This window comes from Brevibacillus fulvus (assembly GCF_016908525.1).
GTDB lineage: Bacteria > Bacillota > Bacilli > Brevibacillales > Brevibacillaceae > Brevibacillus_G > Brevibacillus_G fulvus.
The window spans coordinates 109,207-122,465 of sequence record NZ_JAFBEB010000008.1 but is presented as its reverse complement, the minus strand read 5'-3'; the positions used below and the strand labels follow the sequence as shown (position 1 = coordinate 122,465).

General features: G+C 51.5%; 12 protein-coding genes. 8 read left to right on the top strand and 4 right to left on the bottom strand.

The window, feature by feature from the left end; all coding sequences use genetic code 11:
• The first annotated feature begins 46 nt into the window (after positions 1 to 46).
• Positions 47 to 2,107 (top strand): SEC-C metal-binding domain-containing protein, encoded by a 2,061-nt coding sequence (locus JOD01_RS12775; RefSeq protein ID WP_204518719.1) that lies wholly within the window; start codon positions 47 to 49, stop codon positions 2,105 to 2,107.
• Between the two features lie 140 nt (positions 2,108 to 2,247).
• Here JOD01_RS12775 and JOD01_RS12770 read toward each other — a convergent pair whose 3' ends face one another.
• Positions 2,248 to 3,441, bottom strand: a complete 1,194-nt coding sequence (locus JOD01_RS12770; protein WP_239565431.1) for an MFS transporter — start codon at positions 3,439 to 3,441, stop codon at positions 2,248 to 2,250.
• A 301-nt stretch (positions 3,442 to 3,742) separates the two neighbouring features.
• Here JOD01_RS12770 and JOD01_RS12765 point away from each other — a divergent pair, with 301 nt between their 5' ends.
• The 3 genes from JOD01_RS12765 to JOD01_RS12755 all read left to right on the top strand — a co-directional run bounded on the left by JOD01_RS12765 (position 3,743) and on the right by JOD01_RS12755 (position 6,275).
• Entirely contained in the window at positions 3,743 to 5,254 is a 1,512-nt protein-coding gene (locus tag JOD01_RS12765; protein WP_204518717.1) for an LCP family glycopolymer transferase, read from the top strand.
• A gap of 177 nt (positions 5,255 to 5,431) precedes the next feature.
• Entirely contained in the window at positions 5,432 to 5,746 is a 315-nt protein-coding gene (locus JOD01_RS12760; protein WP_204518716.1) for a hypothetical protein, read from the top strand.
• A gap of 61 nt (positions 5,747 to 5,807) precedes the next feature.
• On the top strand, positions 5,808 to 6,275 hold the full coding sequence (locus JOD01_RS12755; protein WP_204518715.1) for a hypothetical protein: 468 nt from the start codon (positions 5,808 to 5,810) through the stop codon (positions 6,273 to 6,275).
• Positions 6,276 to 6,373: 98 nt separating this feature from the next.
• On the opposite strand, the gene JOD01_RS12750 is transcribed toward JOD01_RS12755, so the two are convergent.
• Positions 6,374 to 7,261, bottom strand: coding sequence for an NAD(P)-dependent oxidoreductase (locus tag JOD01_RS12750; RefSeq protein WP_204518714.1), 888 nt, complete (start codon positions 7,259 to 7,261; stop codon positions 6,374 to 6,376).
• Between the two features lie 135 nt (positions 7,262 to 7,396).
• Between JOD01_RS12750 and JOD01_RS12745 the strand changes: the two genes are divergently transcribed.
• From JOD01_RS12745 to JOD01_RS12735, 3 genes are all read left to right on the top strand, one after another.
• Positions 7,397 to 8,428 carry a homoserine dehydrogenase gene (locus tag JOD01_RS12745; RefSeq protein ID WP_204518713.1) on the top strand — a complete coding sequence of 344 codons (1,032 nt, stop codon included), beginning with the start codon at positions 7,397 to 7,399 and terminating at the stop codon, positions 8,426 to 8,428.
• 167 nt (positions 8,429 to 8,595) lie between these two features.
• Positions 8,596 to 8,895: a hypothetical protein gene (locus tag JOD01_RS12740; RefSeq protein WP_239565430.1), complete on the top strand. Its 300-nt coding sequence runs from the start codon at positions 8,596 to 8,598 to the stop codon at positions 8,893 to 8,895.
• A 68-nt stretch (positions 8,896 to 8,963) separates the two neighbouring features.
• The gene (locus tag JOD01_RS12735; RefSeq protein ID WP_204518712.1) at positions 8,964 to 9,809 is read left to right on the top strand and encodes a YtnP family quorum-quenching lactonase; all 846 of its coding nucleotides are present in this window, start codon (positions 8,964 to 8,966) and stop codon (positions 9,807 to 9,809) included.
• Between the two features lie 184 nt (positions 9,810 to 9,993).
• On the opposite strand, the gene JOD01_RS12730 is transcribed toward JOD01_RS12735, so the two are convergent.
• Entirely contained in the window at positions 9,994 to 10,974 is a 981-nt protein-coding gene (locus JOD01_RS12730; RefSeq protein WP_204518711.1) for a beta-ketoacyl-ACP synthase III, read from the bottom strand.
• Between the two features lie 173 nt (positions 10,975 to 11,147).
• On the opposite strand from JOD01_RS12730, the gene JOD01_RS12725 reads away from it, so the two are divergent.
• Positions 11,148 to 12,377, top strand: a complete 1,230-nt coding sequence (locus JOD01_RS12725; protein WP_204518710.1) for an MDR family MFS transporter — start codon at positions 11,148 to 11,150, stop codon at positions 12,375 to 12,377.
• Positions 12,378 to 12,393: 16 nt separating this feature from the next.
• On the opposite strand, the gene JOD01_RS12720 is transcribed toward JOD01_RS12725, so the two are convergent.
• Positions 12,394 to 13,194 (bottom strand): GDSL-type esterase/lipase family protein, encoded by an 801-nt coding sequence (locus JOD01_RS12720; RefSeq protein ID WP_204518709.1) that lies wholly within the window; start codon positions 13,192 to 13,194, stop codon positions 12,394 to 12,396.
• Positions 13,195 to 13,259 lie beyond the last annotated feature (65 nt).

Below are 13,259 nucleotides of genomic sequence, written 5' to 3'. Positions count from 1 at the left end.
ATTCCCCGCGCATGCCGCGCTGGGACGAAAGGAGAAACAACCCCTAATGTCAGTCGGTAGAAACGAGCTTTGTCCTTGTGGAAGCGGGAAAAAATACAAGAAATGCTGCGGTATGGTCACGCCGATCACTCAATTGCGGAGTGCTCACGAGCAAAAGCTGCGCAAGGAATACACTTCCTGGATGGAGAGGCTGAACAACTTTGTCAGCAATCAGGTAGACAGTGACTCTTTGCAGCAGGCGAGAATTCGCTTTGCGGAGGAGATCGGACTGGAAGAACAAGAGACACGCAGAATGCAATGGACAGCCCACTTTTTAAATTGGTACGTTTTTGACCTGCTTTTTAACGGCGCTACGTTGTTGGAGAGTTTTGTCAAACAATATGGAAGAAAAATGGAACCGGAATTGCGGCGAGCTTTCTTGAAATTGTCGCTCGGTTTGTATGAAATCGAAGAAGTTTCCGATGAGGTTGTGGTAGCAAGCGATTTGTCCAATGGCGAAAAGCATTATATTTTAGGTTTTGCCAATACACGGCCTGTCGTGGGACAAATCCTCGTCGGACGGCTGCTGAATCTCGGCTTGCGCGACGTGCTCTTTTCCGGCAGCCTGCTGCTCAGTCCGGGGCAAAAGCAGGAAGTCGTTTCCTGGATCGAACAGCATCCGGAAATTTCGCTTGCCGTCATGCACGCGGAGAACCGTACTTACACGACAGCGTTGTATCGCTTGATCGTTCAGTCCGGAGACAAAACGGCGGCTGCCGGTCAGGAGCGCTTGCTCCAACGGGTGTATCGCGATGTTTCCTTGCCGGAGTTGCGTCAACTTGTCCAAAGCAATCCTTCCTTTGAACTGAAAAAAAGGGGAGAAGATGCCGAGATTTGGGTTTACGCGACAACGCAAGAAGGACACCTCTTTCCGATCCTGAACAATACCTTGCTGGAATTGCATGAAGTTTTGGCCGAAGTTACCATCGGCCAGACTGAACTGACCGTCGAAGGATTTTCCGCGCACGTGGAGGAGATTGAACAGTTGCTCCACCTTCCGCACGCTGCAAAGGAAGCAGAGATCAGCAAGCTGACATCGACGGGATCAAGATTGTCTCGAGGCACTTTGTTTATTACCAGCGAGCCGGTGTTGCCGTCCAAGGTTCTGCAATGGGCGGTGCAGACGTATTTTGCGGAAAAATGGCTGGTTACGCCAAACGAGGCGTTAACCAATTTGGCTCCTACATTGGCGGCTGCTTCGAATAATCAGGACTTGAAAGACAAATTGGTGCAGCTGGTGGAACGGATTGAAGAGGAAAGCAAAATGGGACAAGGCTTGGCGCGCTTTATGCGCATCGATTTCCTTCGCCCTCGCCTGGCTTTGTCCAATGAACAAACGCATATTGCCAATTTGCTGAACCGACCATTGATCGAGGGACTGCCGGAAAGCGTTTATACGGTTCATCGGGAGATTCTCGGCGATATTAGCCGCTTTGTAAAAGAAGCGACCGAAGGCAAATCGGAAGCAACCGTAAAAAAATACGATGAAGTGATGGGCTTGTTCCGGACGTTTGTCCGCGGCGCTTTTGGACCGGGATTTCAGTGGACAGACCTCCGCCCGGAGGAACTGGCTTACTTTTTGGTGGAGGACGTGTTGGAACGGGTGGATCATCCGACCAAAACGCTGGCTGCCAATCTGCTGTCCGTATTGACCGCTTTCTTCAAATGGCTCGATAAACAGCATCAAACCGCCTTAACCCCAAAATTTCAGCCGCTGTTTAGCGAAATCAAGGAAGAATTGCCGGAAGCGTATCGGCTTCGTCCCGTATTCGCGAAAGAAGCGCAACTTCGCCTGCACGATTCCACCTTGCGCTTGCAAGAAGTTGCCGAAGAACAGTTGCTCTTGCTGGAACAAACTTCAAACGGATGGTTGGCAAGAAACCATAAAGGCGAAGAGTTGAAGCTGGTGCTGAATCAGGAACTGGCAAATTCGCTGAAACCAAATTGGCTGATCGCGGGACTGTACGGCCAAACAGACAAGACCGATTGGGTACTCTTGGGAGTGCCGGGCCTCTATCCGCCGCCGATTAGCCAAATGTTGGGTGCAAAAATCCACGTGTCTGTGTGAGGGTTTCGCAGGCACAGGAAGCAAAAACGATTGTAACGAAAAAAAGGCCGATATTCCGCAAGTTTCGGAATATCGGCTTCCTTTTTTATTGAACTCGCCCCTGCTTCTTTTCGCGGGAAACACGCGCTGATTTATCGGGGCTAGGCTGCTTCCTGTTCCCATTCTTCCAGGGTAGCGTCTTTGGGCAGGAAGAACCCGATTAACCCGATGACCGGCATGATCGAGCAAAAAATAATGACGAACGAGAGGCCGAGCGAGTCCGCCATCTTGCCCAGAGCAGACGCTCCGATGCCGCCCATTCCGAAACTGAGTCCGGTAATCAGTCCGGAGACCATGCCGACCCGGCCCGGCATCAGCTCCTGGGCGTAAACGACGGCAACGGAAAAACTCGACATCATAATTAATCCGTTGATCATGAGTAACGGATACGCCCAAAATCCCGTCACATAAGGGATGAGTAACGTAAAAGGAAGGGCGCCCAAAGTGGAAACAATCAAAAGATTTCGCTTGCCAAACCGGTCGGCAATCGGTCCGCCAAAGAATGTCCCGACAGCGCCGGCCAACATGTAGACAAACATGTAAAGTTCCGCAGCGGACATGGAATAGCCGAAATCGTGAATCAGATAGAGCGGGTAAAAACTTTGGTAGCTTGCTTGAATCCATGAGCGTACGCTAACGAACAAAACGAGCAGAATAAGTGCTGTAATCCGTTGATTCTTATGATTGTAGAGGGCGGCAGCGGATTTCATCGCTTTGTTGATTTTCTCGCGTTTCCCGTACCAGTAGGCGATGAAAAGCAACACGCCCAACGCGAGCAAGGCGGTCAGGCTAAACCAGGCAGCACCGCCCTGTCCTAATGGAATAAAGATTAACGTGGTCATGATCGGTGCGAGTGCCTGCCCGGAGTTTCCTCCTACCTGAAAAATCGATTGGCCCAGTCCACGGCGTGCGCCTGAAGCGAGATAAGCCACTTTAGACGCTTCTGGGTGGAAAACTGCCGAGCCAAGGCCGACAAAAGCAACAGCAACCAACAGCACTGCATAGTTGGGAGCGAAGGCGATCCCCAACATCCCCAGCCCCGAGGAGAGCATGCCCAACGGCAGAAGGACAGGCCGAGGTTTGCGATCGGAAAAATAACCAATCACCGGCTGAAAGACGGAGGCGGTCATATTCATGACGAGCAAGATTACCCCCAGATTGAAATAACTCAGATTCAGATTGGTCTGGAGGATGGGCAAAACGGCTGGAATGACTGCTTGCAAGCTGTCGTTCAATAGATGAACAAGGCTGATCGCAAACAGGATACGATAGACTGTAGAACTTTGGGATAGCATGTATCCATCTCCATTTCGTCTCATGATTGGAACATTTTATCACCAAACCGCTGACCCGTCATTAATTTATTGCGGGCATAAAAATGGTGGCAATTGAAAGAACAAATCAATGCTTACGGATAAACGTTTTGTTCAGCAAAGGTACATTTTTCTACAAATAAGGACAGTCATGTGCTACAATACTAGACAGAGTTTTTATAATCACAGAAAAAAGAAAATTGCTTGTCGATTGGCTCTCAATTCTCATTCAAGTACATAAACTTACAGTAAAAAATTTTAGAGATTAAGGAGTTTGATATATATGGCGGAACCGAATATGCAGGATCGCTCAACGCGCCGCAAAGCCAGAAAAACGGGGAAGCGCAAAAGCCTGTTGAGAATGATCCTCTTTTCGATAGCAGCTGCCCTGATACTCGTTGGCGGGGTAGCAGCCGCACTTGTCTGGCAAGTTGACAAGACGCTTGATCAGGTAACGGAACCCACCAAAGATGGGGTGAACACGCTGGACCCGGGTGTTGACTTGACTTATCATTCCGATAAATCAATCTCGATGGTCATTCTCGGACGCGATACGCGGCCGGAAACCGGATCGCTGAACACCGATGTCATGATTGTGGCGGTAGCCAATCCGCAAACGAAGAAAGTTACCATGGTCTCCCTGCCGCGCGATACGCGGGTAAAAATTCCCGGCTACCGCGGCTATCATAAAATCAATTCGGTCTACGCCAATGGGGAAGCGGAGCGTCGTCAGGCCGAGCGTAATGGCGAGCAGCCCACGGTAAACGGCGTTACTTTGACAAAGAAGACGTTGCAGGAACTGGTCGGCATCCCGATTGAACACTATGTGGAAATTGATTTTCAAGGGTTCCGCTCGGTGATCGATGAACTGGGCGGGGTTGAGGTCAATGTCGATCGCCGCCTCGTCTACAATGACCCTACGGACGGCACGCATATCGATCTCAGCCCGGGCTTGCAAATACTTGATGGAGATCAGGCGCTGGATTACGTCCGTCACCGCGAAGACAGCCGCGGTCCGAAATATTATTCCAGCGACTATGATCGCAACCGGCGTCAACAGGAAGTGATCAAGGCGATCGTCGACAAGATGACATCACTGGAGGCGTTGCCCAAAGTGTTCAAGCTGATCGAAGTTGCCGGTGAGCATGTGCAAACCGATCTGTCCAAAGATAAAATCGAAGGCTTGGTCATGGATTTCAAAGGCATCAATTCCACGTCCATTCAAACATTGGATAATGGCGCCTATTGGCAAGGATCGTACACTTATTGGCCGAAAGAAAATCTTTATCAGGTACGGGAAACATTGCAGGCGGAGATGGGCTTGACGGGAAGCATGGTCGCTGATCTCGATGATTCCCCGATTTATACGGCTGACAGCGTCGCCCCGGCTAAAGCGAGCTCCGCTTCCAGCAGCAAGCCGAAAGTCACGAAAAAAGTGACGGAAACGGCAGCGGAAGCACCGGCGACCAAACCGACCGAGAACGAACAGACTGAGGAAGTACAGGTGCCGCCGGATATGGCGCCATTGGATGGACAAGGGGAGACCGGGCATAATCAGCCGGCTGATTCGATCGACGAGCAGAATGGAAGCGACATCCCGGTCAATTCCGACCCTCCTGCCAACCCGGCCGGGGATGCCAACGGTACGGAACCGACGGAGCCCGATCAGCAAACCGAACCGGTCGAGACGCCGCCAGCCGAGCCAGTGCCGCAGCTGCCGGACCAGCAAACCGTTCCCCAGTCCGTTCCAGCGCAGGAACAAACGCCGGCAAACGGTGTACAAGCGGAAGGATAACAGCCAAAACCACCTTTTTCAAAAAAGGTGGTTTTTTTCTTGGCTTCCAAGGTTTGCAAACACCAAAAACATGATAGAATAATAATATAACAGATAAAACTGATACTTCAGACAACTCCGGGTTTACGGAAAAGCTGGGCTGTGAGGTCACTGATTTTGGGCCGGGGAGGGATTTTCATGATTCTTTTTTTAGTAAACCTTTTTTTGGTCGTCGCTTTCTTATTTGTGCTGAGCCGACAGCAACATGAAGAACTGGTTTATGATGAGAATTTTTTCCTGCAGAATCCTTCAGCACTGGAAGAGTATCACCAGATGCCGATTGATTTTCAACACGCATTTTTTCGTAAACATAAAGAATGGATCAAAGCGCGATATATGCAAGGAGAAAGTTACGTGTTAGGCTATTGCCCGAGCAAAGAAGTCCGGCGGGCCTGGCTGACCGAATTTATGGAACAAAAAAATTTGAATACACCAAGTTCAACCCCTTCCTGAAGGGGTTTTTATGTTTTTCTGTGCTATACTGGTGACAGATGAAAGGAAAGAAGGAACCAGCATGTGGGAACCATTACTGGAAAAACTGGATCAACATTTGTCGCAGCATGGTGTGATTACCAATCTGATTTTGCGGACGGAACGCTCGTTGTTCGAAGAGGAAGAAACGCGCGAGATGGAGCTCTACTTTGCGGCAATGGCGGACAACGAAGCCGGTCAACCTTACGCTACCCTCCACCTTTTTCCGGTGGCTGACACGATGGTTGAAATTGAGGTGGAGCTTGCGTTCACGATAGCCGATGCGGGAAAAGCAGAGATCGCCGCATTATGGAATAAAGCGCGGGAAATTGTGGCGGAAATCGCCTGGACCGAAAAAAACCGCTATCTTGCCCCCGATCAGCTGGTGGAGAGAACGGTTGTGTTCGACTATCATTTCGTGGTGGATGTTTCGGAAACTGCGCAGCGGGAATTAGAACCCCTGTTTGCGCGGTTTGCCCAAGATTTGGCGAAGCTGTTGCAGCTTGGCTAATGGCGCAAGTCCGGTTGAACCAGCGTTCTTTGGACTTGTCCGCCCCGATCAAACAGCTTAGGCCCGCACAGAGCGGGCCAGCGTGTTGAGCGCGATCGTTATTTGCCTTTTACGACAATGCCGGTTTGTTCTTCATAAATTTTGAACAAGGCAGCCATGTCTTCTTTTGGGTACTTTTCCTTGGCGAGCGCATACTTTTGCTCCGCTAACCGGTTAATCGGCATTTCCAGCTCATAGGCTTCGGCCAGTTCGCCTGCCAACTTCATATCTTTGTACAGCAGTTCATTGCTAAAACGGGCGGCAAAATCCCGCTGATGCACAAGCGGGACGATTCGATGCAGCATTTTGCTGTCTCCCGTGCTGGCGCTGATAATGTCATACATAATGTTGGTGTCGACACCCGCTTTGGTGGCGAGAATGAAGGTTTCCGCCAACGCCGCGGTATGTACGCCAATCAGATAGTTGTTCATGAGCTTGACGATGCTGCCTGTGCCGATCTCTCCGACATGGAAAAGATGTTGGCCCATTGCCGCAAAGACAGGCTGGGCGCGATCGTAGTCAGATTTTGCTCCGCCGCACATGATCGCCAAGGTGCCTGCTTCCGCTCCCATCGGTCCACCGCTGATCGGGGCATCCATGTAGGAGCCGCCTTTTTCCGCAATCGCCGCATAAACCCGTTTGTTCAGCAAGGGACTCACAGTACTGTGATCAATAATCAACTTGCCTTGTAAATCGGCTTCCAATAGGCCGTTTGCGCCAAAATAAACCTGCTCGATCGTGTCTGGCAAGGGCAGGCAAGTCAGCAAAATGTCTGTTTTTTCCGCCAAATCGCGCGGATTTGCTGCTTCAACCGCTCCCAACGAGACGGCTGTCTCAATCGGACCGCGACTGCGAGAGACGACGTAGACAGGAAAACCCGCTTTCAACAAATTTTTGGTCATGGGCAATCCCATTGTGCCCAGTCCGATAAAACCGATTTTTTGCATCTGTGTTCCCCCCACATCTTGGATAAACCTAGTCTATCCTTGTCCGGAACCGGATTCAAGTGCAGACTGGCGAAAAGCTGGTTTTTCACGGCAATACAAGCAAATCGCAGCAGAGGAAGGGAGAAATTCCAGTTGATGAGAGAAATAAAGATCGTGATCACCGGATTTGGAACGGTTGGCTATCGAACGGCAAAATTGCTGCTGGAACGGGCGGAACGCTATCGATCGCTGTATCAAACGAACGTAAGGCTGATAGCCGTCTGCGGTTCAACCAGCGGTCTGTATGATCCGGACGGGTTGAACTGGGACAGGCTCCAGCCGCTGACCAAACAGGCAGGAGGTGTCTCCGGCGATCCTGCCGCCGCTTCGCAGTTTACCGGCGCATCCTTTGTGGCAGCTGCCGGCGCGGATGTCCTGATTGAAGCAGGCCCGACCAATCTGCAGGACGGAGGAGCAGCCGCCCGCTACATGAGAGCGGCGCTGCAGGGCGGAATGCACGTGATCGCGTTGTCCAAAGGGGCGTTGGTAACGGATTATCCCGGGTTGTCGCGTTTGGCGGCAGAACACGGGGGAGTGCTGAAAATCAGCGGCGCAACGGCGGCAGCACTGCCGACGATCGATTTGCTTCAGTACAATTTGGCCGGGTGCCGGGTGCATGAACTGACAGGGATTTTCACCGGAACGGCCAATTACATTTTAAGCCGGATGGTCGGGGAAGGCGCAGAGCTCGGGGAGGCGGTCAGCGACGCCCAGCGGAAAGGAATTGCCGAACCGGATCCGCGCTACGATATCGACGGCTGGGATACGGCTTGCAAACTGACCATTTTGGCCAATGCCGGCTTTCAGGCCAATATTCGGCTCAGTCAAGTCGAGCGCTCCGGAATCGGACAGATTACGCCGGAACAGATCAAGCAATGGCGCGAATCGGGGGTAGTCCCCAAATTGACGGGACGCTTGCGGTTCGCGGACGACAAAGTACAGGCCGAAGTCGGCTTGTCGCTCTACCCGCTCGACCATCCGCTGGCACGGGTAAACGGAACAAAAAAGGCGATCCTCGTCAAAACCGAGGAAATGGGCGAACTGTTTGTTGCGGGGGGAAAATCCGATCCCGGGGCCGCCGCCGCCGCTGCGCTGAAAGACTTGGAGCATCTGCTGCAGCGCCGGTAAAACTATTTGTCCCCGCCTTGCAAGCCGCTGGAGCAGTTGACTTGCCGCGAGACAAAAAGAATGTCGGTTTATGATTTTCTTTGTCGAAAGACTTTCAATTTTACATGGTTAGTAGGAAAATAAATACACGCTGGATTATTTTGTGGAGTGGTTTAGGGGGCATCAAAATGATGAATGAAAATGGCATTTTACTAGGAAAACGTCAATTCCTCTATTTCAAGGAACAAAATGTATCGATGGAAGGTTGGGTTTTTTCCATTGCCCCTGGTTTTCGGATGATTGCCGGTGGAAGTGCCAATCCCATTCAAACCTTTATCAGTATTTATCGGGATTCCGAAAAAGTCGCGCAATTATTGTTGACGCACAAACGGTACGATTCCCACCTGGCTGTGCTCGCTGTCGCGAGTGATATCACCTTGGAAGTTTCTCCTGTCAACAGAATGGTTCGTCTGCAAGAAAAACTATAAGGCACCCAGTTCGGGTGCTTTTTTTCCTAAAAACAGTCTGCCAAGGAAAGCAAGTGGGAGGGAACAAGATGAATCAATTAAAAATCGGACAATATAGCGTCACCTGGCTGCGCGGCGGGATGCTGCAACTGGATGGCGGAGCGATGTTTGGCGTAGTCCCCAAACCGCTCTGGACCAAAAAATACCCCAGCAATGAGTTGAATCAGATTCCGTTGCGGACCGATCCGCTGCTGATTGAAGGTTACGGAAAGCGAATTCTGGTGGAAGCGGGAATCGGCGTCAACCGCCTCACGGACAAGCAAAAGCGCAATTTCGGCGTGTTGGAAGAATCGCAGGTAAGCGAGTCGCTTGCCGCCAAGCAGTTGACACCTGCCGATATCGACATGATCCTGATGACGCATATGCACTATGACCACGCCAACGGGTTGGTTGCCGTATCCAAAGGAAATGCGTTGAGCCCTGCTTTTCCGAATGCGGAGATTTTGGTGCAAGCGGCGGAATGGGAGGAGATGCGCAATCCCAACATTCGCTCGCGAAATACATATTGGGAAGAAAATTGGCGGCCCATCGAGCAGATGGTCAAGACGTTCGATAGCGAATGGGAAGTGCTGCCGGGCCTCACGCTTTATCATACGGGCGGTCACAGTTATGGCCATGCCGTATTTCGGCTCGAAAGCGAAGGGGAAGTCATGCTGCATCTGGCCGACCTGCTTCCGACACATGCCCACCTGAATCCTTTGTGGGTGATGGCCTACGACGATTATCCGATGACCTCGATCTTTGCCAAACAGAAATGGCTGGAACAAGCGGCCGAGCAGCAGGCATGGCTCTCGTTTTATCACGATGCGCTTTATCGGGCGATCAAGATCACCCCGTCGGGAGAGATCGTGTCTAAAATCGAACTGGCATTTTAGACAAAACAGAACAGCGGCAGTTCGCGACGAACGATTTCGTCCCGGACTGCCGCTGTTTTTTGGCCCAGATGAACCTGCTCATCCGGAAGTGGATGAGGAGCAATATCTGCCGAGCAAAATCGCGAAATCCAGCGTAATCTGCGGCAGATACATCTGCCGCCATCAAGCAGGCGGTCTGGATGCTTTAATAGCGCAACAGCAGCGAGCCCCAGACAAGTCCGCCGCCAAATGCCACCAGCATGACGAGATCGCCCCGTTTGATGCGACCGTCACGAATGGCGGTATCCATCGCCACCGGGATGGTCGCCGCGGAATTGTTGCCGTAATATTTGATCGTACTGACCATTTTTTCCAATGGCAGTTCGAGATTGTGGGCAACGGCTTCAATGATGCGCTGGTTGGCCTGATGCGGAATTACCCAATCCAGATCAGCCTGATCATAGCCGCTTGCTTCCAACGTTTCTTTGACGGTTTGCGACATGCTTGTCACCGCCAATTTGAAAATTTTGCGGCCTTCCATAATAATTTTGCCTTTTTTTGCGGCTTCTTCCGGCATCATCTGCCGGCTGCCGGTGCCGGGAACATACAAACTGAAAAAGTGTTCGCCGGCGGAGTGGGTGGAAGCGTGAATGACGCCTTGATCGGTGGAAGGTTCGGCACGCGACAAAATGGCGGCACCGGCTCCGTCGCCAAACAAGATGCATGTTGTGCGATCGGCATAATCGGTAATACGGGACAGCGCATCGGCGCCGACCACCAATATGTGTTTGTGTTTGCCCGTCTGAATGTACTGGCTGGCCGTCTCCATCGCCGAGATAAAACCAATGCACGTCACCGAGACATCGAAGGCGGAAATGGGACGGCAGCCGAGTCTGTGTTGCAACAAGCTGGCCACAGGAGGCAACTGATAATCAGGCGTCGAAGTCGCTACGATCAACATGTCAAGGTCTGTGGCTGTCAATCCCGCATCCTGCAAAGCCGCTACCGCCGCCTGGTAGGCCAGATCAGAGGTCGCTTCTGTCTCGGCAGCAATGCGCCGTTCGGAAATGCCGGTACGTGTCGTAATCCATTCATCATTCGTCTCCACCATTCGTTCCAGATCTTGATTGGTCAGTATTCGCTCGGGCAGGTAAGAACCGACTCCGCTGATAACCGCTTTATACATGGAGAATTCACCTCATTGTGATAAATTATGATCTAATTATAACACTTGATATTAGTATCTGGTACTAAAAAATATTTTTGTCTGCCTATTGACGTTATACCGCGCTCTGACTACAATGAGAAAATATTTACAGAAATTGTATGTGAATAGAGGACCATTCAAGGGAGCGGACTATGGGAAAAGTAAAAGAGCTGTTTGGCGCGTACCATCCGATCGTGCAGTCGCTGCTGCTGGGCACTGTTTTGGTCAGGGCAGCCAGTTCAATGAGCATGCCTTTTTTGTTTATTTATTTGTCCAATCATACAAAGATGGACATGGCAACCATCGGTCTTGTCATCGGGGCGGGTTCATTGGCCGGCACGGTGGGAGGATTTATCGGCGGAACCTTGTCCGACATGTTTGGCCGCCGCCGGGTGATGCTGGCGGCCTTATATGTCTGGACGTTTGTGTTTATCGGATTTGCCTTTGGACACAGCACCTGGTTTTTTCTGTTGCTCAATATTTTAAGCGGGTTGTGCCGTTCGTTTTATGAACCGGTTTCCCAGGCTTTAATGGCCGATCTGACCGCACCGGAAAAACGCTTTCGCGTGTTTGCCACGCGCTATACGGCGATTAACGTGGGGGTGGCTTGTGGACCGCTGCTCGGGACGTTGCTCGCCTTTCAGGGAGGCGCGCTGCCGTTTATCGTGACCGGAATTGTCTATCTCATCTATGTGATTCTGTTGCAAATTTTGCTGGCCGCGTTCGGCATCAAACAAATCGAAGGGCAAAAGCGGGAGTCGGTTACGTTTAAAAATTCAGTTGCCGTTTTGACCCGCGACAAAGCTTTCCGTTTTTACATTCTCGGCGGTATTCTCGGCGCGATCGGGTATTCGCAAATGTCCAGCACGCTTTCCAAATATGTGGAAATGTCTGTGCCAAACGGCTACGAGTTGTTTGCGATCCTGATGACTGTCAATGCGATCGTCGTAGTGGCGATGCAGGTGCCGCTCACACGGCTGGCCGAGAAGCGTTCTCCGATCCAAAGCATTTTTGTGGGCAATCTGTTTTACGCATTGGGCGATATCGGTTATGCCTTCGCCCATAGTTGGCTGGTCTTTATGATCTCGATGGTAGTGTTCACGTTTGGGGAAATTCTTACCCATACTTCCTCTGATGTCTTTATCGATCGGCTGGCACCGGAGGGCATGCGAGGCGCATATTTCGGAGCGAAAAGCTTTACTAATCTCGGGCAGTTTGTCGGCCCGACACTTGGCGGTGTCATGCTGTCCCGGTTTGGGGGGATGGAACTGTTTCTGCTGGTCGCCGCTGTTTCCGTCGTCAGTACGCTATTTTATTGGCTTGGGCAAAAAGTATATTTGCGGAAAACAGGAAAGGCGCTGCGCTATGTCGGCAGCACCTGATCATGGGGCGGCCGGGTTACTGCAATGCCTGTAAAATGCGTTCGGCGATGCGAATGTAACCGGCACTGTTCGGATGAAAATGATCGCTGTACAAATACGCTTGCTCTTTTTGCACAAACAGATCGTAGGTGGGAACGACAATCACCCTGGGATATTTGGCGGCAATGGCCGAGGCGGTACTGTTCCAGTCGAGAACCGGGGGAGCGGTCTCGGCGGCCGCTTCCGTGTCGCCGAAAGGATTGTACAGCGAAGGATAAATAATGGTCGCTGTTGCATTTAACTGCCGCAGTTGTTTCAGAATCTGCTCAAAATTGGCCGCGAGCTGTTCGTTCGCCTGTGCCAATTTTTCTTTATCCAGCTCATACAGCCCGCCGCTTTGTTGGAACAAGTCGTTGCCGCCGATCGTAAATACGATCAGGTTGGCTTGCGCGATCAGCTTCTTGACTTGCGGTTGGGCCAGCTGCTCCAGCAAGGCCGGCGATTGTTGCCCGCTGATGGCCAAATTGTTGATGACCGGTTTCGTTCCGTTCTGTTTGGCCAAAGCATCGCGCAATATGCCCACATAACCTCGGCCGTTCGTATCGCCGGTTCCGCGGGTCAACGAGTCGCCCAAGGTGACAATTTGCAGCGCTCCGCCGTTGTTGGCCAAAGGGGGCGTGGCCGTAGCTGGCTGCTTCTGCGCAGGAAGAGCGGAGTTGGCGGGTGCCAAAACAAATGGATTGAGGGCGAGAGCAAACCCGACCAGGCAAAGCAAGAATGCCAAAAGCGCTGCAAGACCGGTCGAGCGCCATAAGAGACGTTCACGGGAAACGCGCATATGCGTACCTCCTGTTGAAATGGTTGCTTGTCTTTCGTGGTATAATGATTTTTAATTATTTTGTA